This is a genomic window from Enterococcus sp. SB12 (assembly GCF_030910025.2).
Lineage (GTDB): Bacteria > Bacillota > Bacilli > Lactobacillales > Enterococcaceae > Enterococcus_B > Enterococcus_B faecium.
This window is the reverse complement of record NZ_CP175675.1, coordinates 1815126-1838152: the sequence shown is the minus strand read 5'-3', so window position 1 is coordinate 1838152 and position 23027 is coordinate 1815126. Positions and strand designations below refer to the sequence as shown.

Below are 23027 nucleotides of genomic sequence, written 5' to 3'. Positions count from 1 at the left end.
TTATAAAAACTTCCCTTTTTTTAAATAATAGGTAGTTACGATACAAATAAATAATGTTAATAGAACTAGCCATATAAAGGCATCATCCCTTTCAGCAATAGGTAACTTAATGTTCATTCCATAGATACTGCCGACGATTGTCGGTATAGTTAAAATAATCGTTAAAGAAGTTAAAATTTTCATAATATTATTCAGATTATTCGATACGATTGCTGAAAAAGTCTGATTCATTTGTTCTACTAGTTTTAATTGAATGCGAGAAGTAGTCATTGCCTGCTCTGTTTCCACCAATACATCACGTAAATGATTTTTCAAAGCATGATTTTCTTGGAAAAGTTTATTTTGCGCTAGTTCTTTCAATGCATCTAAATTAGCAGAAGTCGCTTCTCTGAAATAAACGAGGCTTTTTTGGATATCCATGATTTGATAAAGTTGTTTGTTTTCAGTGGATACTTGAAGTTTGGCTTCCAAAGTATCGCATTGAGATTGAAGCGTAGCTAAATAACTGTTGTAAGAGAGTGTGACCTGCCAAATGAATTGAAAGAAGATATTGAGATTAGGCGAAATATCACTTTTTGGAAAGGTCTGGCTAAAGACTTTCTTTAAAAACAGTGGTTCATGATTCGTAATTGTGATAAGCTTCTTTTTGGGCGTCAAAATGATAGAGAGCGGGTATGTATCCACTTGAAAATAACCGCTAGGACTTGTTTTAGCAAAAGGATATTGTAACAATAATAACGCTGGCTTTGTCAACTTTGATTGATTGAATTCTTCTGTACGGGAATTTTCTGCATCGTCCAATATGGAAGTGATGTAATCTGACGGAATTTCAAATTGATGTGTCAGCTGATGAATCTCTTCTTGATTAGGATGTTCTACACAATACCAGATCGTTTGGTCAGTTTCCTTTCCGGTATTACGCAGTTTCTCATTATCTAATGTAAAATATTTGATCATGATTTTCCTCCTGTTGCCTGTTTCTTTTATTATAACGGATAGGGAATTGGAATACATGGAATGTGTTTGTAAGATATAGAATATAACTGCATAAATTTAAATAAAATGAAACAGTTGTGTAAAGTATATACAGTATACTTGAAGCAACGATAAAAAAGGAGTTTACGTTCATGGGCACATTCACACCACTTATCTTGTTTTGGTATATTTACCCGGTAATCGTTTTGTTTGGTTGCCAATTTCTTGTAAAATTATTTTCGTTAAATCGTCGTTTTAAAATAAAAGCCCCTGATTTGGCGATTCCTTTTTTGTGGGGCGGTATGCATACATTGTCTAGAAATACAGGGACAATTTCTATCTTGCCGTTTTTCTTTATTTCTGTTTTGCTAATGGGAATTTGTATTGCTGTTTTCCAAGCATATTATTATGAAGAAATTATTTATCCGCGTTATTTCAAGATGACTTGGCGTTTGGTTTTTCTGTTGACAATCGTCTTGTACGCTGTCTTGATCATTGTGAACATACTTTCTTACCTATGAAAAAAATAGAAAAGCTGCAAAAAGTCTTTTAAAAGGCTTTTTGCAGCTTGATTTTTAAAAAAATGTTTATGAATAAAAAAAGTTGTTCCCGGATTTCCCAGAAAAGGTGGTAGAAAGTGGGGGATTGTGGTAGACTAATTTTAGTTAGTGGAGGAATGGGGGGCTTTCAATGTTGATGGGTGAATTCCAACATAATATTGATGCAAAAGGACGTTTAATCGTGCCCTCAAAACTTCGTGAAGAACTTGGCGAAAAGTTTGTTCTGACACGCGGATTGGATGGCTGTCTTTTCGGCTATCCGATGAGCGAATGGGAAAATCTGGAAGCTAAACTGAACGAAATGCCGTTGGCTAAAAAAGACGCACGTACTTTTGTGCGATTCTTCTATTCGGCTGCCACTGAATGCGAACTTGATAAACAAGGACGAATCAATATACCCGGCACGTTAAGAAATTATGCAGCTTTGACAAAGGGTTGCGTAGTCATCGGTGTATCTAACCGAATTGAAATTTGGGATGAGACACGATGGCAAGATTTTTCTGCAGCAGCAGAAGATAACTTTGACGAAATTGCTGAAAGTATGATTGATTTCGGACTATAAGAATAGGAAGAGGCTGACTAATGACTGAAACATTTCAACACTATACAGTCATGTTGAAAGAAACGGTAGATGGATTGAACATCAAACCGGATGGCGTTTATGTAGACTGTACACTCGGCGGTGCCGGACATAGTGAATATTTATTAAGCCAACTAAGTTCTAAAGGGCATCTGTATGCGTTTGACCAAGATCAAAAAGCAATCGATCACGCCAAGCTGCGTTTAGCTTCTTATGTCGAACAAGGTATGGTCACATTTATCAAAGCGAATTTCAGAGAATTAGAAGAACGCTTGAGTGAACATGTAGATAAGGTAGACGGCATTTTGTATGATCTAGGGGTTTCCTCCCCTCAGCTAGATGAAGCAGAACGTGGATTTAGTTATCATCAAGATGCACCGTTGGATATGCGTATGGATCAGTCAGCTCCTTTATCCGCTTATCACGTAATTAATGAATATTCCTACCATGAATTAGTAAAGATTTTCTTCCGCTATGGCGAGGAGAAATTTTCCAAACAAATTGCTCGTGAAATCGAACGAGTACGAAAAACAAAACCAATCCAAACAACTGGTGAGCTTGTCGAAATCATTAAACAAGTCATCCCAGCTCCCGCAAGAAGAAAAGGCGGGCATCCTGCAAAAAGAATTTTTCAAGCTGTGCGGATTGCAGTAAATGACGAACTCGGTGCCGAAGAGGCCTCTTTAGAACAGGCAATCCGGTTATTGAAAGTCAATGGAAGAATCAGCGTAATCACCTTCCATTCATTGGAAGACAGAATTGTCAAAAGTATGTTTAAAGAATATAGTACGGTACAAGATCTACCACCGGGACTTCCTGTCATACCTGACGAATTCCAACCAGAACTGAAAGTCATTACTCGTAAACCAATCCTTCCTTCAGAGGAAGAGCTAGCAGAAAACAATCGATCACGCAGTGCAAAGTTACGTATTGCAGAAAAAATAAGAATGAAAGAGGAGTAGAATGATGGCAGAATTAAAGAAAATGCAAGATTACGAATATGATTTACCTGAATTGGTGGATCAGCCAGAACAACAAATGCCTGATTCTTCTTCGAATCAAGAAATCATTCTTCCACAATCACCGGCAAAACGATTGAAGCAGATTTCTGCTTTGGAAAAAATTGCTGTGGCAAGCGTGGCGATTGCTATTGTTGCTTTATGTGTTTTAACAGTTATGCTGCGCACAAATATCAGCGGAGCTGAAAAAGAAATCACGTCAATACAAACAGAAATCAATGATAAAAAGCAAGAAAAAACGAGTTTAGAACAAGAAAAAAACGAACTTTCTCGTACTGAACGGATTAAACAAATCGCAGAAGAAAAAGGATTGTCTATTAATGACGACAATTTAAGGAAAGTGAAGTAAATGAGTCTTAAAAATAAAATTCGGCGGTTTATGGAAAAGAAAAATCTAAATCCGATGAACAATCGCAAAAAAGTAGGTATCATTTTATTTGCTACGAGTATTGGATTGTTCTTTTTATTTGCCGTCCGTTTCTCGTATATCGTTATTGGAGGTCATGTTGCTGGTACCTCATTAGCTGAAAAAACAAAACAGTTGTACCAAGGAAGTGAAGTAGTAAAAGCAAAAAGAGGAACGATTTATGATCGTAACGGTGTGGCGCTCGCAGAAGATGCCTCCTCTTATTCAATTAAAGCGATACTCTCAAAAACATATACCTCTGGGGATAAAAAACTGTATGTTGAAGAAAAGAATTTTGATAAAATAGCAGAAATCCTGCATAAGAATCTTTCTATAGACAAAAAAGATGCACTGAATATTTTAGAAGACGGCGCAAAAAAAGAGCTGTATCAAGTTGAATTTGGTAGCTATGGGAAAAATATCTCCCAAGAAACCAAGCAAAACATCGAAGCGGACATGAAAAAAGAAGGTGTCGCTGGTCTTTACTTTGTCGACCATCAGGCTCGGATGTATCCAAATGGCGTCTTTTCTTCTCATTTTATTGGATACGCAGTTCCAGACAAAGATGAGAATGGCTTAGTTGGTAAACTAGGTTTGGAGTCTGCTTACAATGATATCTTGAGCGGTAAAGATGGTAAGATTATTTATCAAAAAGATAATTTTCAAAATCCTCTGCCAGGTACAGTGGCAGAAGAAGAAAAAGCTGTCGACGGACAAGATATCTACACGACTTTAGACAGCAGACTACAAAGTTATTTAGAAACACTGATGGATCAAGTAAATGAAGAATATCAGCCAGAAGAATTGACAGCAGTCCTGATGAAAGCAAAAACCGGAGAAATCTTGGCAATGGGACAACGACCTACTTTCAATCCTGAAACAATGGAAGGATTGACTGGAAAAGATGCTATCTGGCGTAATTTCTTGGTACAAGATAGTTATGAACCAGGATCAACCATGAAAGTTTTCACTACTGCAGCTGCTATCGAAGAAGGAGAATTCAACGAGAATGAAACCTTCCAATCTGGAAAAATCCAAGTAGAAGATGCTACGATCAATGACCATGACTTTGGTGAAAAAGGTGTGCTGACCATGCGTCAAGCTCTTTCATGGTCAAGTAACGTCGGGATGGTCATACTGGAACAGCGATTAGGCGGACGATGGTATAACTATTTACAAAAACTAGGATTTGGACAAAGTACTCATTCTGGACTAGATGATGAAGTAAACGGTGCTTTACCTACATCAAATATTGTCGACCGAGCAATGAGTGCTTATGGACAAGCGGTAGGTGTGACGAATTTCCAAATGATGAAAGCTTTCACTTCTATTGCGAATAACGGTACAATGATTCAACCTCGATATATCAGCAAAGTGGTGGATCCCCAAACTGGAGAAGAGCGAACAACTCAAACAGAAGTTCTAGGGCAACCTTTTTCAAAAGAAACAACAGAAAAAGTCCGTGAATATATGAGAGATGTTGTCGAAAGCGAAAACTACGGTAGTGCTTATGGTGTATATAGTGTACCTGGATACAATGTATCGGCAAAAACCGGAACAGCCCAAATCGCTTCTGATAAAGGGGGATATCAAACAGGAGATACAGCCTACCTGTATTCGATTGTGGAGATGGTTCCTTCTGAAGATCCAGACTATGTCTTGTATCTAACAATGAAACACCCTAAGACATATGATCGAATGGCCTTGGCTAAAATCGCAAATCCATTGATGAAACGGGCAATGGATTTTAAAGAAACTGAAGAAGATTCAGATACAGAAACAAAAACAGAAAAAGTATCCGTAGCCGATTATCGTAATCTTGAAGCGGACGTTGCAGCAGCTGATGCTCAAAAAAGTGGACTGCAACCTGTAGTGATCGGTAATGGTAAAAAAGTACAAAAACAATCTACTGCCAACGGTGATCAGTTGATCTCTGGAGAAAAACTGATCCTATACACTGGTGGTGATAAGCTGATGCCTGACGTAACAGGATGGTCAAAAGCAGATATCATGAAGCTGGGGAAAATCCTCGGTATTGAAGTTAGTTTTGATGGAGATGGTTATTGTGTCAAACAAGAACTTGCTCCATATGAAAAAATCACTGAAGACAAACTTAGTTTTACTTTAGAAGAATAAGAAGAGAAATAGGAGAGAAAAGAGCATGGAATGGACACAAGCATTGATTCCCATTGTCAGCAGTTGTGCAATGACAATTGCCGCAATGCCGCTATTTATTGGTTACTTTCAAATGAAAAAGCAAGGTCAGGCGATTCGTGAGGAGGGACCAAAGTGGCACAATAGCAAAGCCGGAACTCCTACAATGGGCGGCTTAGTGTTTCTGATCGGCTCTATTTTGACAGGAATTTGGGTTGGAGCTTGGCAAAAACAGCTAACTCCTACTCTTTTCATCTTGCTTTTTGTTTTAGCGTTATACGGAGTAATCGGCTTTCTTGATGATTTTATAAAAATATTCAAGAAAAGAAACATGGGACTGAACTCGAAGCAGAAATTGATTGGACAGATTCTAGGGGGAATCATCTTTTATCTTGTTTACCGTTCTGAAGATTATCCAGGTGTATTGAATTTCTTCGGACTAGATCTACCTTTAGGAATCATTTATGGTATTTTCGCTCTCTTCTGGCTTGTTGGATTTTCAAATGCGGTAAACCTGACAGATGGCATCGATGGATTAGTTGCTGGCTTGGGAAGTATCTCTTTTGCAGCTTACGGTCTAATTGCTTGGCATCAGCATCAGTATGATGTATTAATCATTTGCTTAAGTGTTTTAGGAGGTTTACTGGGTTTCTTCGTCTACAACAGAAAACCTGCCAAGATTTTTATGGGAGATGTCGGTTCATTAGCGTTGGGCGGACTTTTAGCGGCAATTTCTATAATGCTAAACCAAGAATGGACATTGCTTTTGATTGGTTTGATCTATGTTATGGAAACAGCAAGTGTGATGCTTCAAGTTACTTCCTTTAAGCTTACAGGAAAACGAATTTTTAAAATGTCTCCAATTCATCATCACTTTGAAATGTGCGGATGGTCGGAGTGGAAGATTGATACAGTTTTTTGGTTGATCAGCATTGTGACTTCGTTGATCACATTATGGATCGTTTGGTAGGAGATGACGGGAAATGAAAAAAATATCAACATATGAAAATAAGAAAGTGCTTGTCTTAGGACTCGCAAAAAGCGGAGTAAGTGCGGCCAAATTATTACATGAATTGGGCGCACTTGTCACCGTTAATGATGGAAAACCTTTTGACGAAAATCCGGAAGCACAAGAGCTGCTTTCTTTAGGGATAAAAGTAATAACAGGTAGTCATCCAATCGAATTGTTGGATGAAGAATTTTCATTGATGGTCAAAAATCCAGGGATTCCCTACAGTCATCCTTTAGTAGCAAAAGCCCAAGAAATGGGTATTCCGGTAATTACGGAAGTTGAGCTAGCTTACGAAGTAGCGGAATGCCCAATTATTGGGATTACAGGAACGAACGGAAAAACAACGACAACAACGATGACAGGACTACTACTGAATGCAGGAGCAGATCAAGGAATTGCACGTTTAGCAGGAAATATTGGGTATCCAGCAAGTGGTGTCGCGCAAGAAGCGAAACCAGAAGATAAAATCGTGATGGAGTTATCTAGTTTTCAACTCATGGGAATCACAGATTTCCGCCCTCATATAGCGGTGATTACCAATATCTATGAAGCACATATTGATTATCATGGTACAAGAAAAGAATATGTCAAAGCTAAATGGAACCTTCAAAAAAACATGACAGAAAAAGATTATCTGATCCTTAACTGGAATCAGTCAGAACTACAAGAATTAGCGCAAAGAACAAAAGCACGCGTACTGCCTTTCTCGACAAAAGAAGTGTTGGAAGACGGTGTGTATGCTGACGATTACTCAATATACTATAAAAAAGAAAAAATAATGGAAATATCTGAACTTGGCGTACCAGGTAAGCATAATGTAGAAAATGCACTAGCTGCTATTTCTGTAGCAAAATTGTATGGTATATCAAATGAAGCTATACGAGAAACGTTGCATTTTTTCCATGGCGTACCACATCGTACGCAATATGTAGGAGAAATCCAAGGCAGAAAATTTTATAATGATTCAAAAGCAACCAATATTTTAGCGACTAAAATGGCTCTAAGTGGATTTGAAACGACTAAGGTCGTGTTATTGGCTGGCGGATTAGACAGAGGAAATACATTTGATGAATTAATTCCTTCATTAAAAGGAATCAAAGCAATGGTCGTATTTGGCCAAACAAAAGAAAAGTTGATGGATGCTGGAAAAAAAGCAGGCATCGAGACAATAGTAACAGCCGATTCTGTAGAACAAGCAGTTCCTTTAGCATTAGAAAACAGTACAGATGGTGATGTAGTTTTATTATCACCAGCGAATGCCAGCTGGGATCAATACCCAAATTTTGAAACTAGAGGAAACAGATTCATGGAAGCTGTGAACCGATTAAAATAGAAAAAGTAGAAGCGAGCGATAAAAAATGAAAATTTTGGTTACAGGCGGAGGAACAGGGGGACATATTTATCCAGCTCTTGCCTTTGTCAATTATGTAAAGACTCAAGAACCGAATGCTGAATTCATGTATGTGGGAGCAAAACGAGGTCTAGAAAACAAAATCGTGCCTGATACAGGAATGCCTTTCCAGACCTTGGAGATTCAAGGATTTAAACGAAAAATTTCCATGCATAACATCAAGACGGTCCGATTGTTTCTTAAGAGTATCCGTCAAGCAAAAAAAATCCTCAGTGATTTTCAACCAGATATCGTTATCGGTACTGGAGGATATGTTTCCGGAGCGGTAGTGTACGCTGCAGCCAAAATGGGTATTCCAACAATTATCCATGAACAAAACAGTGTACCAGGTGTTACCAATAAATTTTTAAGCCGATATGTGGATCGGATCGCTCTTTCATTTAAAGATGCGGCTTCCTTTTTTCCTGAAAACAAAGCAGTTCTTGTAGGTAATCCTCGAGCACAAGAAGTAGCAGATACTAAAAAATCAGATATTTTGAAAACATTTGGTTTGGATCCAGAAAAGAAAACAGTCTTGATTTTTGGCGGTAGTCAAGGAGCACTTAAAATCAATCAAGCAGTATCAGTTTTTTTAAGTGAATATATTCCTTCTTCTTACCAAGTTTTGTATGCTTCAGGAGATAGATATTATGAAGAGATCCTAAATAAAATAAATCCTGAAATACAAAATATTAGTGTCCAGCCTTATATCAAAAATATGGCAGAGGTCATGGCTTCCAGTGATCTGCTGGTGGGGCGTGCTGGTGCAACTTCGATCGCAGAATTCACAGCTCTGGGGTTACCGGCAGTGTTGGTTCCCAGCCCATATGTTACGAATGATCATCAGACTAAAAATGCAATGAGTCTTGTTCACGCAGGAGCAGCAAAAATGATTGCAGATAATGAACTAACAGGTGAATCACTAAGTCAGACAATCAACGAAATCATGGGTGATGAAGAATTTCAAAAGCAAATGTGCCGAGCTTCTAAAGAACAAGGAATCCCTGATGCTTCAAAACGTCTTTATGACTTAGTAAAACAAATAATCAAAAAATAAAGGCGGTGGTCTTAGTGAGTAAGAAAAAAGAACCAAAAAAATTGTCTCATCCGTCTTCTGATGAAAACAATTTGACTCCTTGGCAAAAGGCTAACCGAAAATATCTGGCAGAACAAGAGATGAAAAACCAAGAGCCAAAAAAAGAAGACATAACATTAGATACACCCCTTTCAGATTCTGAAGAAGAAAAAACGGTTCAAGAGGAACAGCAAGAAGAAAGCCAGTCCGAGAAAAAAATCGAATTTTTTGAAGAGATCAAGCAAAAGAAAAACGGTGGGCCATACAACGGTTCTTTTTTGAACCGGCTGCCCAATTTAAAAAGTCAACGGCACAAAGTACTATTTCGTCGGTTAGCTTTGATCATCACTATATTGGGTATACCGCTGATTTTTTTGATCTATTATGTTTCTCCTTATAGCAAATTACAAGCAGTTGCAGTATCAGGCAATAAGACAGTCAACAGCCAAGAAATCATCTCTGATACAAAATTGTCATTAGGAGAAAATGTCTGGGGACAGTATTTTCATCGATCTACTTATATCGATCGGCTTAAAAAAGCACAGCCAAGAATCGAAACAGCAAGTATACATTTCAAAGGGATGAATGAATTCGATTTAGATGTAACAGAATATAAAGAGATTGCTTTGATCGCAAAAAATAATCAGTACTACCCAGTGATTGAAAATGGAACAGTATTAGATGAAAAAGTAGCAAATCCTACAAAAAATCTCCCTATCTTGGAAGAGTTCAAAGACTCTGCAAAAATCAAAGAATTAACAAAGCAATACAATCAGTTATCATCAGAATTACAAAAAGCAATTTCTGAAATCAAGTACACGCCAAGAGCAAGTAATAAAAATCTGATCCAATTGAATATGAATGACGGCAATCAAGTTATTGTAAATATCAATAATCTTGCGAACCAAATGAAATATTATTCGCAAGTAGCCAAAGATATGGATGAAAAAGGTGTGATCGACATGGAAGTTGGTATCTTCTCGCATCCTTACGGTAGCACTCAAGAAACGGAAGAATCGGGCCAATCGGAAGAAACAACTGAAAGTGAAGAAAATGCGGATCAAACAAACGAATCAAGTGAAGAGGCAGAAACGCAAGAAGCACAAACACCTGGATCGTCTAACACAAACGGATCATCTGATTCAAATGATTCAAGTGAAACAAGTCAAATAGAAGATAATCCAAGTACAACTCCGTCAAGTTTAAATGAAAATTGATAAAACAACTTTAAAAAGTAAGAATGTACTTTCTAAAAACCAGTAATTTATGGTAGAATTGGAAGCAGTGAATATATCTATTAATAAGTATATTTTAAAACGGACGCTAGTTGTTCGCTTGTATATGGAATAGTAAGTAGGAGGGAATCCCATTCATGGCAAAAACAGGAATGTATGTAGGCCTTGATATTGGAACGACATCTGTTAAAGTTGTCGTGGCTGAATATATCGACAGCCAAATGAATATTATTGGAGTAGGAAACGCAAAATCAGAAGGGATTAACCGAGGCATTATCGTTGATATCGATAAAACGGTCCAAGCGATACAACGAGCAGTACGACAAGCAGAAGAAAAAGCAGGTATCCAGATCAAAGGCGTAAGTGTCGGTTTGCCAGCAAACATGCTTGAAGTAGAAAATTGCCAGGGAATGATTGCAGTTAACGGAGATTCAAAGGAAATCACCGATGAAGATGTCAGAAATGTGGCTTCAGCTGCCCTTGTTCGTTCAATACCTCCTGAACGTCAAATCGTGTCAATATTGCCACAAGATTTTACTGTCGATGGGTTCGAGGGAATCAAAGATCCTCGTGGAATGATCGGCGTAAGATTAGAAATGTACGGTCTGTTGTTTACAGGACCTAAAACGATCATCCATAACATACGTAAATGCGTGGAAAATGCCGGATTAATCGTCAACGAAATGGTGATTACTCCTTTAGCGCTGACTGAATCAATTCTTTCTGACGGAGAAAAAGATTTTGGTACGATCGTCATTGATATGGGTGGCGGCCAAACAACAACGGCTGTTATGCATGATAAGCAATTGAAGTTTACCAATCTTGACCAAGAAGGTGGCGAATTTGTCACTAAAGATATCTCTATTGTATTAAATACGTCATTTAACAATGCAGAAGCGTTGAAAATAAACTACGGTGATGCATACCCAGAACGGACATCACCAGATGAAGAATTTCCAGTAGATGTGATTGGTCAGTCAGAACCAGTGAAAGTCGATGAACGCTACTTGTCAGAAATTATTTCAGCTCGAATGGAACAGATTTTCAACAAAGCAAAAGATGCATTGGACCAAATCGAAGCATTAGAGTTGCCAGGTGGCGTCGTATTGACAGGCGGAGCTGCTAGTCTTCCTGGTGTTGTGGACTTGGCACAAGAAATCTTCGGCGTAAATGTAAAATTGTATGTTCCAAATCACATGGGGCTGAGAAACCCGGTATTTACAAATGTAATAAGTATCGTGGATTATTCAGCAAACTTGAGTGAAGTGTATCAATTGGCAAAAATTGCTGTTACGGGTGAAACCTCAGCAGCTCGTCAAATGGTAGTTGAACAAGAAACAACAAACACATATGAGAGCTATGAAGCACCTGAAGAAACAATCTACGATGAGCCGGAACCAAAAGAGTCCGGAGAAAATGTAAAAAATAAAATCAAGGGTTTCTTTACAAATATTTTTGATTAATTCATCCAGGGAGGAATAAGATATGGAATTCTCAATTGATAATAATATCAATGACGGCGCAGTAATCAAAGTCATCGGAGTCGGTGGTGGCGGTGGAAATGCTGTAAACCGAATGATTGAAGAAAACGTTAAAGGTGTTGAATTCATTACAGCCAACACAGACGTGCAAGCATTAAAAAATTCAAAAGCTGAAACAGTTATCCAATTAGGCCCCAAATATACTCGTGGTTTAGGTGCTGGTTCTCAGCCAGAAGTTGGACAAAAAGCGGCAGAAGAAAGTGAACAATCCTTACGCGAAGCTTTAGACGGTGCAGATATGATTTTCATCACTGCAGGAATGGGTGGAGGAACCGGTACAGGTGCTGCACCAATCGTTGCAGGTATCGCGAAAGAATTGGGCGCATTGACTGTTGGTGTCGTGACACGTCCATTCACTTTCGAAGGACCGAAACGTGGCCGTTTTGCTGCAGAAGGTATCGCTCGTTTGAAAGAAAATGTGGATACATTATTGATTATCTCAAATAACCGTTTATTAGAAGTTGTAGATAAAAAGACACCGATGCTTGAAGCTTTCCGTGAAGCAGATAATGTTTTACGACAAGGTGTACAAGGTATCTCTGATTTGATCACAGCGCCAGGTTACGTTAACCTTGACTTTGCTGACGTGAAAACAGTGATGGAAAACCAAGGTACAGCATTGATGGGGATCGGTGTGGCTAGTGGAGAAGATCGCGTAGTAGAAGCAACGAAAAAAGCAATCTCCTCTCCATTGCTTGAAACATCTATTGATGGAGCTGAACAAGTACTTCTTAACATCACAGGCGGTTTGGATATGACATTGTTCGAAGCACAAGATGCTTCAGATATCGTAGCAAATGCAGCAACTGGCGATGTAAATATCATTCTAGGTACATCTATCAATGAAGAAATGGGCGATGAAATCCGTGTGACGGTCATCGCAACAGGTATCGATGAATCAAAAAAGGAACGCAAGTCTAGCCGACCAGCTAGACAAGCACAAATGCAATCACCTGCTCAAAAGACTGTATTAGATATGGATCAAGCTAAACCAACTTCTTCAGAAGAAGAAAACAGTTTTGGCGATTGGGATATCAGACGTGAACAAAATGTTCGTCCTAGAGTTGATGATTCCAATTTTGACAATATCGAAAAAAAAGAATTTGATACATTCAACCGCGAAGAAACAAAATCTCATGGCGATGATGAATTAAATACGCCACCGTTTTTCCGTCGTAAAAAATAAAGGAGAGGAAGAGCACATGATTGCTGACAACTTGCAGAAAATCAAGCAAGAAATTCAGGATTCGTGTGCTCTTGTTCATCGTGATCCGAAAGAAGTTACATTAGTAGCTGTAACAAAATCTGTTGAATCTGCTCAAGCTGAAGAATTGGTTAGAGCTGGCGTTATGAATTGTGCAGAAAACCGAGTAGATAAATTATTAGAAAAGAAACAAGATTTATTTGATTTTCCTGAAATAAAGTGGCATTTAATTGGTAATTTACAGCGCAGAAAGGTAAAATTGATTGTAAATGAAATTGATTACTTTCATGCGTTGGACAGTTTAAGATTAGCAGAAGAAATCCAGAAGCGGTTAGAGAAAGAATTATCCTGTTTTATTGAAGTAAATGTTTCTGGTGAGGAATCAAAACATGGAATTTCACCAGATGAGCTTTTACCGTTTGTGGAATCTTTAGCTGCCTGCACAAAAATCAAGGTTGTTGGGTTAATGACTATGGCGCCTAAAGAAGCTTCTGATGAGCAAATCCATAAAGTGTTTGGTACGCTGAAAGAATTGCGTGATCTTGTTCAAGCAAAAGGTTATGCCCATGCACCATGTAGTGAATTAAGTATGGGGATGAGTCAAGACTTTCAAATTGCGATTGAAGAAGGTGCAACATTTATCCGTGTAGGAACAGCGCTATTCAAAGACGAATAAAGGAGGAACAAAAATGCCGCTTTTAAACAGAGGAGCAATTGCTAATTTTTTCGGATTAGCTGATGAGGAAGAGTACGAATACCAAGATTATCCTGAAACAACAAAAAAGGCTGTACAGCCAACTAAAAAAAATACAACACAGAACCAATCAACTCATTCTGTATCTGCTGCGAATACTCATGAAAAACAAAAAACGGCGACTTCACGTCCTGTAACGCATGAAAGTATTCAGCCGGCTGAAAAGAAAAAAGTAATTGAACTACATCAATCACCTACAAAAACTGTAGCGAAAGAAAGAACAGCTTCAAGAACCTCTACACAACCTAAAGCAAATCTTGCTGGAAAAATCACTGTAATGGAACCAAGAGCTTATTCTGAAGCTATGGCGATTGCTAAACGAATCATTGCTGGAGAAGCAACCTTAGTGAATTTTCATTTAGTAGAAGAAAAACAAGCGAGAAGAATCGTTGATTTTCTAACAGGAACAGTTTATGCACTAGATGGAGATATCAAACGTGTTGGAGATGAGATTTTTCTTTGTACACCGACTGGGATGGAGATTGACAGTTCAACCGCTCAATCTTTTGCAGATGCGAATTTGTTTGATCTGTAAGAGGAGGAACTACGATTTATACTATTGCACTATTACTTCATTTACTTCAACGGGCAGCCTATTTCTATAGCATTATCTTGATGGTATATGCATTGCTCTCTTGGTTTCCAGGCGGGTATCAATCAGGGCTAGGAGGATTATTAGCTAAGATCTGCGAACCGTATATCAGTTTGTTCGATCGTCTGCCTTTGAGGATTGGACCCTTGGATTTCACAATTTTAGTGGCAATCCTGACCTTGAACTTAGCCGTACAAGGTTTAGCACAGATCGTTATATGGATAACTGTCCATTTAGTTTATTGATTGAAGCAACAAAATCTTTATTCTCAGAATAGATAGGAGGGGAAAATTTTGGATGCAAATGTATACCAGCACTTTCGGGCAGATGAACGTACATTTATCGATTCGGTAGGCGATTGGATTGAACAAGTTCAAGGACAATATGCACCCTATCTGACCGAATTTCTTGACCCAAGACAATCTTATATTTTAGAAACACTGATTCGACAAAGCAGTAATTTGCGTTTCATGTTTTATGGCGGATATGAACAGGCAGAAAGAAAAAGATGTTTGATTTTCCCCGATTATTACGAACCTGTAGAGGAAGATTTTGAAACAGCATTGTATGAAATCCATTATCCTAGCAAATTTGCCAGCCTAAGTCATGGGAAAATCCTTGGAACTTTAGTGGGAACGGGGATCAAACGCTCTTACTTTGGCGATATCATCTCGGACGGTGATCGCTGGCAAGTATTTATTGCAAATGAGGTGGATCATTTTGTTGCTGCACAAGTAACAAAGATTGGAAAGGTTGCTGTACGCTTGGAACCAATCAAATACACAGAAATGATTATGCCGAAAGATAGCTGGACACAAGAAAGAGGAACAGTTAGTTCCATGCGACTAGACAGTGTGATCTCTGAGATTTATAATATTTCCAGACAGCGGTCCAAGCAGCTGATCGAAGCTGGTAAAGTAAAAGTGAACTGGACAGAAAATACAAGACCTGATTTTGTACTTGAACTATTAGATATTATTTCAGTCAGAGGTTATGGCAGAGTCCAGATCCAAGAACTTGAGGGGAAGACGAAAAAAGAAAAGTACAGGGTACTGTTCGGTGTATTACGTAAATAAAATAAAAAGGTGGTTTACTCATGGCTTTAACTCCATTAGATATCCAAAATAAGACATTCCCGACAAAAATGCGGGGATATAATCAAGACGAAGTAGATGATTTCTTAGATTTAGTTGTTCGTGACTATGAGGAATTGACTCAAAGAAATCGAGAATTAGAAAAAGCAGTCAAACATTCTGAAGAAAAACTTGAGTACTTCAATGAATTAAAAGATGCTTTGAACCAATCAATCATCGTAGCTCAAGATACGGCTGATAAAGTAAAAACAAGTGCAAGCAAGGAATCCGAAGTGATCGTTACTTCTGCACAAAACAAAGCAGATGAGTTAGTTGCGAACGCTGAAAAACGTGCACATCAATTAACAACTGATGCAGAAGAAAAAGCAAGAAAAATTTTGACAGATGCAACAGAAAAAGCAAGACAGCTTGCGACAGAAACTGAAGATCTTAAGAAAAAAACACGAGTATTCCATCAACGTATCAGCTTGATGCTTGAGTCTCAATTAGAACAAGTGAAAAGTCCGGAATGGGATGAAATTTTACAACCATTCTCCAGCTACGTGACTGACAGCCATGAAGTGATCAAAGAAGTTTTAGCAAAACAGCTTGACAATGAAAATGATACTGATGTAAACTCAGACACAGGAGTCATAGAAGCACCTATGACGGCATTTGATACACAGGCTATTGATATCTCGATCGTGCCTGGTGAAAATGAAAACGAGTAGAACAGAAAAGCACTTTGTTATTCTTAAAGCGAGCCGATGAGAGTGGAAGTTCGGTAAGACACTGCATGGTGAAAGATCCTCTACTTGAGACCTGCTTTTCCGAAATTAGAGTAAGAAGCAGCGGCTGACCTCGTTATTGGTCACAGAGAGTTTGCACTAGATAGATGCAACTAAATTTGGGTGGTACCACGGCATGTTCGTCCCTTGCGGCTGAACATGCTTTTTTGTGTCCGGAAAACAAATAAAGGAGTGTATGGTTGAATGAAAATGAAAGAAACCTTGCAATTAGGAAAAACAAAATTCCCTATGCGTGGTAATTTGCCAAACCGAGAAGGCGAGTGGCAAAAAGAATGGGAAGAAAATCGAATCTACCAAAAAAGACAAGAGTTGAACGAAGGAAAACCTAGCTTTGTTCTTCATGATGGACCTCCATATGCCAATGGTAATATCCATTTAGGACATTCATTGAATAAAATCAGTAAAGACATTATCATTCGTTCAAAATCAATGTCTGGCTATCGTGCACCATATGTTCCAGGATGGGATACACATGGATTGCCGATTGAACAAGTATTGGCTAATAAAGGCGTGAAACGTAAAGAAATGTCCATGGCAGAATACTTGGAAAAATGTCGTGAATATGCACTTTCCCAAGTAGATAAGCAACGAGCAGATTTCAAACGCCTAGGAGTTGCAGGAGATTGGGAACATCCTTATGTTACATTAGATCCTTCTTATGAAGCTGCACAAGTACGCGTATTTGGTAAAATGGCTGAAAAAGGCTATATTTACAAAGGATTGAAACCAATTTACTGGTCTCCGTCAAGTGAGTCTTCTTTAGCGGAAGCTGAAATTGAATATAAAGATGTAAAATCTCCATCTATTTTTGTAGCTTTCAATGTCAAAGACGGCAAAGATATTCTTGATGAAGATACAGCTTTTGTCATTTGGACGACAACACCATGGACATTGCCAGCAAACCAAGGTATTGCTGTAAATCCAAAATTTACGTATGTATTGGTGGAAGCCGATGGTCGTAAGTTTGTCGTAGCGAAAGATTTGCTAGAAACAGTCCAATCAGAAATCGGTTGGGAAAATGTAACAGTTCTAAAAGAATTTGCTGGACAAGAAATGGAATATATGACTGCAAGTCATCCATTCTATGAACGTGAATCACTTGTGATTTTAGGCGATCATGTTACTTTAGACGCTGGTACTGGATTAGTCCATACTGCTCCAGGACATGGGGAAGATGACTATATCGCTGGTAGCAAATATAAACTATCTGTAGTGTCACCTGTAGACTCAAAAGGATTGTTTACAGAAGAAGCACCTGGATTTGAAGGAATCTTTTATGACAAAGCAAATCCTATGATTACTGATCTATTAAAAGAAAAAGGAGCTTTGCTGAAGCTAGATTTCTTTACTCATAGTTATCCTCACGATTGGCGGACTAAAAAACCTGTGATCTATCGTGCAACTCCACAATGGTTTGCATCTATCGATAAATTCCGTCAGAATATTTTGGATGAAGTAGAAAAAGTAAAGTGGGTTATCCCATGGGGTAAAACACGTTTGTATAATATGATCCGTGACCGCGGCGATTGGGTAATTTCCCGTCAGCGTGCATGGGGAGTACCACTTCCGATTTTCTATGCTGAAAATGGAGAAGCAATCATCACACCAGAAACAATCGAACATGTGGCAAAATTATTTGCTGAACATGGATCAATTATCTGGTTTGAAAAAGAAGCGAAAGAACTTCTTCCTGAAGGATTTACCCACCCAGGTTCTCCTAATGGCGAATTTACAAAAGAAAAAGATATCATGGATGTCTGGTTTGATTCTGGTTCTTCTCATGAAGCTGTTTTACGTCAGCGACCAGAATTATCATTCCCAGCAGATATGTATTTAGAAGGATCAGACCAATATCGTGGCTGGTTCAACTCAAGTATCACGACTAGTGTGGCTATCAATGGTGTAGCACCATACAAATCAGTTATTTCTCAAGGATTTGCTTTAGATGGTGAAGGCCGTAAGATGAGTAAATCTTTAGGAAACATCATTGCACCAGAAAAAGTGATCAAACAATTTGGTGCAGATATCCTTCGCTTATGGGTATCTAGTGTAGATTATGAAGCAGATGTTCGTGTTTCTATGGATATCTTAAGTCAAGTGGCAGAAGTATATCGTAAAATCAGAAATACGATGCGTTTCTTATTAGCGAATACAGAAGATTTCGATCCTAAAAAAGATACTGTTTCGTACAATGATTTACGTTCTGTAGACAAATATATGACCGTTCGATTGAACCAAGTAATCAAAGAAATCCGAGAAGAAGGGTACGACAAATATAACTTCATGCATATTTACCGTACAGTTATGAACTTCTTGACGGTTGATCTATCGTCATTCTACCTGGATTTTGCTAAAGATGTAGTTTATATTGAAGCAGAAGATGATTATCAACGTCGTTGCATGCAAACTGTTTTCTATCAAACAGCTGTAGCTTTGACAAAATTATTGACTCCTATCATTCCGCATACAGCAGAAGAAATCTGGTCATTCCTGAAAGAAGAAGAGGAGTACGTTCAGTTAAGCGAGTTTCCTGGTTATGAAGAGTTTGCAAACCAAGAAGAATTGATGGATACCTGGACTGCTTTCATGGACTTCCGTGATAATGTCTTAAAAGCATTGGAAGAAGCAAGAAACAGCAAATTGATTGGTAAATCTTTGGAAGCAAAACTAACTGTTTATCCAAAACAACAAGTTCGTGAAATGTTAAAAGCTTTGGATGCAGATATTGCACAATTATTGATCGTTTCACCAGACTACTTTGAAGTTATGGCAGCAGATGAACAAGTGCCAGATAACGCTATGGTATTTGATGATGTTGCTATTACAGTGGAAAAAGCAGACGGGGAAACTTGCGATCGCTGTCGCCAAGTTCGTAAAGATGTAGGAGTAGATGAAAAACTTCCTCATCTATGCGGTCGTTGTGCAAAAATCGTTGAAGACTTCTATCCCGAAGCTGTAGCTGAAGGATTCGAAGAAAAGTAAAAGGGAAAAGGGGGTGTGACATGTTCTTTGTCACACCCCCTTTTGTTATCAATCGTTTAATTTTCCACGTTCACGATACCAGTTATCTGGTTGCCAGATCCATTCGAATCCGTCTTTTTCAAGTAGTTCGAAAGCTGCTTTAGGTCCCATTGATCCAGCTTTGTAGTTGGGAAAATCCGGTTGTGTTTGGTCCCAAGCTTTTCGAATGACATCCACGATATGCCAAGATTGAGCGACTTCTTCCCAATGAGAGAAGTTCGTTCCATCACCATTCAACGCATCTAATAGTAATTTTTCGTAAGCTTCTGGGCTATTTTCAACCATTTCTGCACTATTTCTAAATTCCAATTTGATTGGTTCCGTTTCAAATCCTTGCCCTACTTCTTTCCCATTCAAGGATAAAGAAAATCCTTCAGTTGGCTGAATATAGATCGTTAGAACATTAGGTGGAAGTGTCGTATCGTCACATGGTTCATCGACAGATGTTTTGAATACATTAACAGGAACTTGTTTGAATACGATGTTGATCCGAGTCCCTTTTTCAGTCAAACGTTTGCCTGTACGTACATAGAAAGGAACACCTGACCAACGGAAGTTGTCGATAGTGAATTTGCCTGCGACGAATGTTTCAGTCTCTGATTGAGCATCCACTTTGTCTTCTTCGCGATAGCCCTTGAATTGTACACCATCCAATTCACCTTGAGCATATTGCCCGCGAACGAAGTTTTCTAACACTTCTTCTTCGTTATAAATGCGGATAGCTTTCAATGCTTTGATCTTTTCTGTACGGATTTCTTTTTCGGAAAATGCTACTGGCGGTTCCATTGCAAGTAATGCTACAACCTGTAAAATATGATTTTGCACCATGTCTTTAAGTGCGCCACTATGATCGTAGTAGCCCCCGCGATCTTCTACACCGAGGTTTTCGCCAAAAGTAATTTGGATATTGTCGATATAGCGATTGTTCCATTGAGCCTCAAAAATATTATTGGCAAAACGGATAGCTGAGATGTTTTGGATCATTTCTTTTCCTAAATAATGATCAATCCTAAAAATATCTTGTTCTGGGAATACTTCTCTGATTTGCTGGTTCAATTCAAAAGCAGACTGGTAATCAGAACCGAACGGTTTTTCTATGATCAAACGATTGAAGCCATTTTTTGTCATAATATTTTGTGATTTCAAATGAGAAACGATCGTTCCAAAAAATTGAGGTGCCATAGCCAAATAATAGACACGATTACCGTTTAATTGATAGTGTCCATCTAATCGGTCAGACAATTCTTTTAATGTCTGATAATGCGTTGAATCATTTACATCATGGGATTGATAGTAAAAATGGCTTGCAAAGGTAGTTGCTTCTTCATCTGAAGGATTCAATGCACGGATTGTTTCTTTGACAACTTCACGGTAGTGCTCATTGCTCCAGGGACGGCGAGCGGTTCCGATTACAGCAAAATGCTCACCTAAATTTCCTTTTCTGTAAAGGCGGAACAAAGACGGGTACAATTTACGCTGGGCTAGGTCACCTGTACCGCCGAATATCGTAAACAATACATTTTTTTCATTAGACATGTGGATACACTCCTTTATATTTTATCGACAAAAATTGTGCTGGCCGCCTTGAAGCTGACGGGGATTTTCTTTCTATCATTTTGGATAGTGATCGGTCCTTCATAAGCTGCGATGTCAACGATCTCATATTCTTCGTTGATATTCAGGTCAATAGTGACTAAGTAATCCAACAATTCTTTTTCATCAAGCACTCGCGCGATACGCACTTTTGTACCGACAGGATAGGACTCCAATGTTTGTCGGCGTTCTTCATGGACGACTTCCTCTTTTTTAGGAATCGATCCTCCATGAGGACAATGTTCAGGATGATTCAAATAGTTTTCTAAATGATCTGCAAGATGTTCCGAAGTCACATGTTCCAATACTTCAGCATCATCGTGGACTTCATTCCAGCTATAGTCTAAATGTTCAACTAAAAAAACTTCCCATAAGCGATGTTTACGAATCAGACTGCTAGCTTTTTGCAGTCCGCTTGCAGTCAATTGTACACCTTGATAAGGGGAATGTTCTACAAGCTCTTCTTTCACAAGTTTAGAAATCATTTCACTGACAGATGCAGCTGAGACATCTAGACTAGATACGATTTGTTTATTGTTGACTTTCGTTGTATCTCCACCTAGTTCTAAAATGATTTTCAAATAATCTTCTCGATTTGGTGTCATATTCGATCATCCTTTCATGGTAAAAAACCATCATTAGTAAGTGTAACAAAAAAAACGTTAATTGACTATTTTTCTAAATAAAAAACAAAGGATTTTTAGACGTTTTTACAACAAAAAACGAAAGATGATAGAGAAGACTCATTCTTTCGTTTATAAAGGATATATATATACATTGGGAGGGATCTATTTTTCAGATAACAACTTATATGAAGTGTCTGCAGATTCGTCATAAAGAGTTTGTTCGGGATAAGAAAAGATAAGATAAAAACCATACTGATCACGTACGACTAAACGATATTCATCTATTTCTACCACAGATGTGCCAAGAGACTGACCGTTGATCAAAAACGTGTAATCAGATGTAATCTGTAATTGTTGTTTTTGCTGGCTATCACTAAAGAACCATGTACCTTGATACTTTGAGAGTCCTTCTGACTTTTCCGCTTGTTTTTTCTTTTTCAAGTAAATAAAACTTGAGAAAACGGTAATGAGTGAACCAAGAAAATAGATCATTTTTTTTATCACCAAATCACTCCTTTATGAGAAAATAATCGTATAGAAACATTCTTTCTTCTTTAATTTATTGTACCGAATAAAAGCTAAAATTTCTCTAAGACTTTCGACTGGTTTTTTTACTGTTTTTCTACAAATTATGATAGGATACATAGTAGGAAGAAAGGTGACATAATTTGAAGTATCAGCAAGTGGAAATAGCTTTTTTTATTGACCGCCCGAATCGGTTTATAGCACATTGTATGAAAAAAGACGGAGAAATAATTATTGCGCATGTCAAAAATACAGGTAGAGGAAAAGAGGTCCTGATACCAGGCGCTGAAGTGGCTATTGTATTTGCTCCTGGACCTAAACGGAAAACCGCCTATGATCTGATTGCTGTAAAAAAGAAGGGTGACTGGTTTAATATCGATAGTCAATTGCCTAATCGGCTGGCAATTGATGGTATTTTAGACGGCACGATCCTTTTACCAGGATTAACTGGTCCATTTACGGTATACAAGCGTGAAGTAACTTATCTTCACTCCAAATTTGATATTTATTTAGAGACGGTGGTCGGACAAAAAGCATTTGTTGAAGTCAAAGGTATGACACTTGAAAATAAAGCGATTGGTGCTTTTCCTGATGCGCCCACACTCAGAGGATTGAAACATATAGGAGAATTAACGTATGCCGCACAAGATGGTTATGCCGCTTATGTCTTGTTTATTGCTCAATTCGAACATCTTCATCTGGCAACGATCCATGAAGAAATGCAACCAGCACTAGCTGATATGGTTCGACATGCGCAGCAAAGCGGAGTTCAAATCCTCGCCTATAATTGTCAAGTATCGGCAGATGAGGTAACTGTCAAGCAGGCCATTCTATTTGATGTAGATATCCCTTATGAAGATCCTATACAATAGAAAGAAGGTAA

General features: G+C 38.3%; 22 protein-coding genes. 18 read left to right on the top strand and 4 right to left on the bottom strand.

The features are described 5' to 3' along the window. Window positions 1-957 carry a magnesium transporter CorA family protein gene (locus RBL01_RS09045; protein ID WP_002324426.1) on the bottom strand — a complete coding sequence of 319 codons (957 nt, stop codon included), beginning with the start codon at window positions 955-957 and terminating at the stop codon, window positions 1-3. A gap of 170 nt (window positions 958-1127) precedes the next feature. Here RBL01_RS09045 and RBL01_RS09040 point away from each other — a divergent pair, with 170 nt between their 5' ends. From RBL01_RS09040 to ileS, 17 genes are all read left to right on the top strand, one after another. Continuing rightward, the gene (locus tag RBL01_RS09040; protein WP_002327166.1) at window positions 1128-1496 is read left to right on the top strand and encodes a DUF3397 domain-containing protein; all 369 of its coding nucleotides are present in this window, start codon (window positions 1128-1130) and stop codon (window positions 1494-1496) included. Between the two features lie 169 nt (window positions 1497-1665). After that, window positions 1666-2097 (top strand): division/cell wall cluster transcriptional repressor MraZ, encoded by a 432-nt coding sequence (gene mraZ / locus RBL01_RS09035; protein ID WP_002297995.1) that lies wholly within the window; start codon window positions 1666-1668, stop codon window positions 2095-2097. Window positions 2098-2117: 20 nt separating this feature from the next. Next, entirely contained in the window at window positions 2118-3077 is a 960-nt protein-coding gene (gene rsmH / locus RBL01_RS09030; protein ID WP_002297994.1) for a 16S rRNA (cytosine(1402)-N(4))-methyltransferase RsmH, read from the top strand. Between the two features lie 4 nt (window positions 3078-3081). Beyond that, window positions 3082-3483 carry a cell division protein FtsL gene (ftsL, locus tag RBL01_RS09025; RefSeq protein ID WP_002294542.1) on the top strand — a complete coding sequence of 134 codons (402 nt, stop codon included), beginning with the start codon at window positions 3082-3084 and terminating at the stop codon, window positions 3481-3483. Then, window positions 3484-5676, top strand: coding sequence for a penicillin-binding transpeptidase domain-containing protein (locus RBL01_RS09020; RefSeq protein ID WP_010729098.1), 2193 nt, complete (start codon window positions 3484-3486; stop codon window positions 5674-5676). A 25-nt stretch (window positions 5677-5701) separates the two neighbouring features. After that, entirely contained in the window at window positions 5702-6664 is a 963-nt protein-coding gene (gene mraY, locus RBL01_RS09015; protein WP_002324424.1) for a phospho-N-acetylmuramoyl-pentapeptide-transferase, read from the top strand. Between the two features lie 13 nt (window positions 6665-6677). Further along, a complete protein-coding gene (gene murD, locus RBL01_RS09010; RefSeq protein ID WP_002297989.1) occupies window positions 6678-8039 on the top strand; it encodes a UDP-N-acetylmuramoyl-L-alanine--D-glutamate ligase in 1362 nt (453 codons plus the stop codon). A 25-nt stretch (window positions 8040-8064) separates the two neighbouring features. Continuing rightward, entirely contained in the window at window positions 8065-9153 is a 1089-nt protein-coding gene (murG, locus tag RBL01_RS09005; RefSeq protein ID WP_307781094.1) for an undecaprenyldiphospho-muramoylpentapeptide beta-N-acetylglucosaminyltransferase, read from the top strand. Between the two features lie 14 nt (window positions 9154-9167). Continuing rightward, window positions 9168-10388 (top strand): cell division protein FtsQ/DivIB, encoded by a 1221-nt coding sequence (locus tag RBL01_RS09000; protein WP_002324422.1) that lies wholly within the window; start codon window positions 9168-9170, stop codon window positions 10386-10388. A gap of 155 nt (window positions 10389-10543) precedes the next feature. After that, on the top strand, window positions 10544-11869 hold the full coding sequence (gene ftsA / locus RBL01_RS08995) for a cell division protein FtsA (RefSeq protein ID WP_002286631.1): 1326 nt from the start codon (window positions 10544-10546) through the stop codon (window positions 11867-11869). A 22-nt stretch (window positions 11870-11891) separates the two neighbouring features. Then, on the top strand, window positions 11892-13133 hold the full coding sequence (gene ftsZ, locus RBL01_RS08990) for a cell division protein FtsZ (RefSeq protein WP_002286629.1): 1242 nt from the start codon (window positions 11892-11894) through the stop codon (window positions 13131-13133). Between the two features lie 16 nt (window positions 13134-13149). Then, window positions 13150-13827 (top strand): YggS family pyridoxal phosphate-dependent enzyme, encoded by a 678-nt coding sequence (locus tag RBL01_RS08985; protein WP_002286628.1) that lies wholly within the window; start codon window positions 13150-13152, stop codon window positions 13825-13827. 13 nt (window positions 13828-13840) lie between these two features. Continuing rightward, complete coding sequence (locus RBL01_RS08980; RefSeq protein WP_002286627.1) at window positions 13841-14440, top strand: cell division protein SepF; 600 nt, start codon at window positions 13841-13843, stop codon at window positions 14438-14440. 23 nt (window positions 14441-14463) lie between these two features. Further along, the gene (locus tag RBL01_RS08975) at window positions 14464-14742 is read left to right on the top strand and encodes a YggT family protein (protein WP_374047770.1); all 279 of its coding nucleotides are present in this window, start codon (window positions 14464-14466) and stop codon (window positions 14740-14742) included. Between the two features lie 48 nt (window positions 14743-14790). Next, the gene (locus RBL01_RS08970; protein WP_307781093.1) at window positions 14791-15573 is read left to right on the top strand and encodes an RNA-binding protein; all 783 of its coding nucleotides are present in this window, start codon (window positions 14791-14793) and stop codon (window positions 15571-15573) included. A 20-nt stretch (window positions 15574-15593) separates the two neighbouring features. Continuing rightward, window positions 15594-16301, top strand: a complete 708-nt coding sequence (locus tag RBL01_RS08965; protein WP_002286622.1) for a DivIVA domain-containing protein — start codon at window positions 15594-15596, stop codon at window positions 16299-16301. 261 nt (window positions 16302-16562) lie between these two features. Then, window positions 16563-19361: an isoleucine--tRNA ligase gene (gene ileS, locus RBL01_RS08960; protein ID WP_002327165.1), complete on the top strand. Its 2799-nt coding sequence runs from the start codon at window positions 16563-16565 to the stop codon at window positions 19359-19361. 48 nt (window positions 19362-19409) lie between these two features. Here the strand turns inward: ileS and zwf are convergent, their stop codons facing one another. The 3 genes from zwf to RBL01_RS08945 form a co-directional block, all read right to left on the bottom strand. Then, window positions 19410-20936, bottom strand: a complete 1527-nt coding sequence (gene zwf, locus RBL01_RS08955) for a glucose-6-phosphate dehydrogenase (RefSeq protein ID WP_002327164.1) — start codon at window positions 20934-20936, stop codon at window positions 19410-19412. Window positions 20937-20950: 14 nt separating this feature from the next. After that, complete coding sequence (locus tag RBL01_RS08950) at window positions 20951-21598, bottom strand: metal-dependent transcriptional regulator (RefSeq protein WP_002286616.1); 648 nt, start codon at window positions 21596-21598, stop codon at window positions 20951-20953. Between the two features lie 183 nt (window positions 21599-21781). Further along, entirely contained in the window at window positions 21782-22123 is a 342-nt protein-coding gene (locus RBL01_RS08945; protein WP_043902469.1) for a DUF4828 domain-containing protein, read from the bottom strand. 164 nt (window positions 22124-22287) lie between these two features. Here RBL01_RS08945 and sfsA point away from each other — a divergent pair, with 164 nt between their 5' ends. Then, complete coding sequence (sfsA, locus tag RBL01_RS08940) at window positions 22288-23016, top strand: DNA/RNA nuclease SfsA (RefSeq protein ID WP_002327162.1); 729 nt, start codon at window positions 22288-22290, stop codon at window positions 23014-23016. Window positions 23017-23027: the final 11 nt, after the last annotated feature.

Coding starts and splice junctions, on each gene's coding strand:
- rsmH (WP_002297994.1), top strand. CDS start 2,118: ATGACTGAAACATTTCAACACTATACAGTCATGTTGAAAGAAACGGTA.
- RBL01_RS09045 (WP_002324426.1), bottom strand. CDS start 957: ATGATCAAATATTTTACATTAGATAATGAGAAACTGCGTAATACCGGA.
- murG (WP_307781094.1), top strand. CDS start 8,065: ATGAAAATTTTGGTTACAGGCGGAGGAACAGGGGGACATATTTATCCA.
- RBL01_RS08980 (WP_002286627.1), top strand. CDS start 13,841: ATGCCGCTTTTAAACAGAGGAGCAATTGCTAATTTTTTCGGATTAGCT.
- ftsL (WP_002294542.1), top strand. CDS start 3,082: ATGGCAGAATTAAAGAAAATGCAAGATTACGAATATGATTTACCTGAA.
- zwf (WP_002327164.1), bottom strand. CDS start 20,936: ATGTCTAATGAAAAAAATGTATTGTTTACGATATTCGGCGGTACAGGT.
- RBL01_RS09040 (WP_002327166.1), top strand. CDS start 1,128: ATGGGCACATTCACACCACTTATCTTGTTTTGGTATATTTACCCGGTA.
- mraZ (WP_002297995.1), top strand. CDS start 1,666: ATGTTGATGGGTGAATTCCAACATAATATTGATGCAAAAGGACGTTTA.
- ileS (WP_002327165.1), top strand. CDS start 16,563: ATGAAAATGAAAGAAACCTTGCAATTAGGAAAAACAAAATTCCCTATG.
- ftsA (WP_002286631.1), top strand. CDS start 10,544: ATGGCAAAAACAGGAATGTATGTAGGCCTTGATATTGGAACGACATCT.
- RBL01_RS09020 (WP_010729098.1), top strand. CDS start 3,484: ATGAGTCTTAAAAATAAAATTCGGCGGTTTATGGAAAAGAAAAATCTA.
- murD (WP_002297989.1), top strand. CDS start 6,678: ATGAAAAAAATATCAACATATGAAAATAAGAAAGTGCTTGTCTTAGGA.
- ftsZ (WP_002286629.1), top strand. CDS start 11,892: ATGGAATTCTCAATTGATAATAATATCAATGACGGCGCAGTAATCAAA.
- RBL01_RS08985 (WP_002286628.1), top strand. CDS start 13,150: ATGATTGCTGACAACTTGCAGAAAATCAAGCAAGAAATTCAGGATTCG.
- RBL01_RS08965 (WP_002286622.1), top strand. CDS start 15,594: ATGGCTTTAACTCCATTAGATATCCAAAATAAGACATTCCCGACAAAA.
- RBL01_RS08950 (WP_002286616.1), bottom strand. CDS start 21,598: ATGACACCAAATCGAGAAGATTATTTGAAAATCATTTTAGAACTAGGT.
- mraY (WP_002324424.1), top strand. CDS start 5,702: ATGGAATGGACACAAGCATTGATTCCCATTGTCAGCAGTTGTGCAATG.